Annotated in this window: 1 protein-coding gene; it reads left to right on the top strand. The window is 66.2% G+C overall.

Features of this window, described 5'->3' with window-relative positions; all coding sequences use genetic code 11:
* Positions 1 to 734, top strand: a 734-nt coding sequence (locus NA8_RS32265) for an AMP-binding protein (RefSeq protein WP_157107052.1), incomplete at both ends; no start/stop codon positions are given.

Here is a 734-nt window from a genome sequence, read left to right as displayed (position 1 = left end):
GGTCGCGCACCGCAATGTGGTGGAGTTGCTGGCCAACACTCAGCCGTTGTTCGGGTTCGGTCGTGATGATGTGTGGACGTTGTTCCACTCGTATGCGTTCGATTTCTCGGTGTGGGAGTTGTGGTGCGCGCTGGCGCACGGCGGCAGTGTGGTCGTAGTCGACTACCTGACCTCCCGCTCCCCGGAGCAGTTCCGTGAACTGTTGATCCGCGAGCGGGTCACCGTCCTCAACCAAACCCCCTCGGCGTTCTATCAGTTGGCCGAAGCCGACCGGGCCGCGGCTGCGGGTGATCTGGCTTTGCGGTATGTGATCTTCGGTGGTGAGGCGCTGGATCCGCGTCGGCTGGGCCGCTGGTACGAGCGCCACGGCGCGGGTGTGGAATTGGTGAACATGTACGGCATCACCGAGACCACGGTGCATGTGTCGTTCCTGCCGTTGGCCCCGCGCGATGCGCAGGACGCGGCCAGTGTGATCGGTCGTGCCATCCCGGGTTTGGCCGCGTATGTGCTCGACGGGCGGCTGCATCCGGCTGCGGTGGCGGTGCCCGGTGAGATCCATGTCGTGGGCGCGCAGCTCTCGCGTGGTTATCTGGGCAGGCCGGGGTTGACCGCGACACGGTTTGTGGCCAATCCCTATGGTGCGCCGGGTTCGCGGATGTATCGCTCCGGCGATATCGGCCGCTGGCGGGCGCGAGCCGAGGAGGCGGTGCTCGAGTACGCCGGGCGTGGGGATC

The organism is Nocardia arthritidis NBRC 100137, from assembly GCF_001612765.1.
Classification (GTDB): Bacteria; Actinomycetota; Actinomycetes; order Mycobacteriales; family Mycobacteriaceae; genus Nocardia; species Nocardia arthritidis.
The sequence above is the reverse complement of the archived record's forward strand: the minus strand, read 5'-3'. Positions and strand labels throughout refer to the sequence as shown.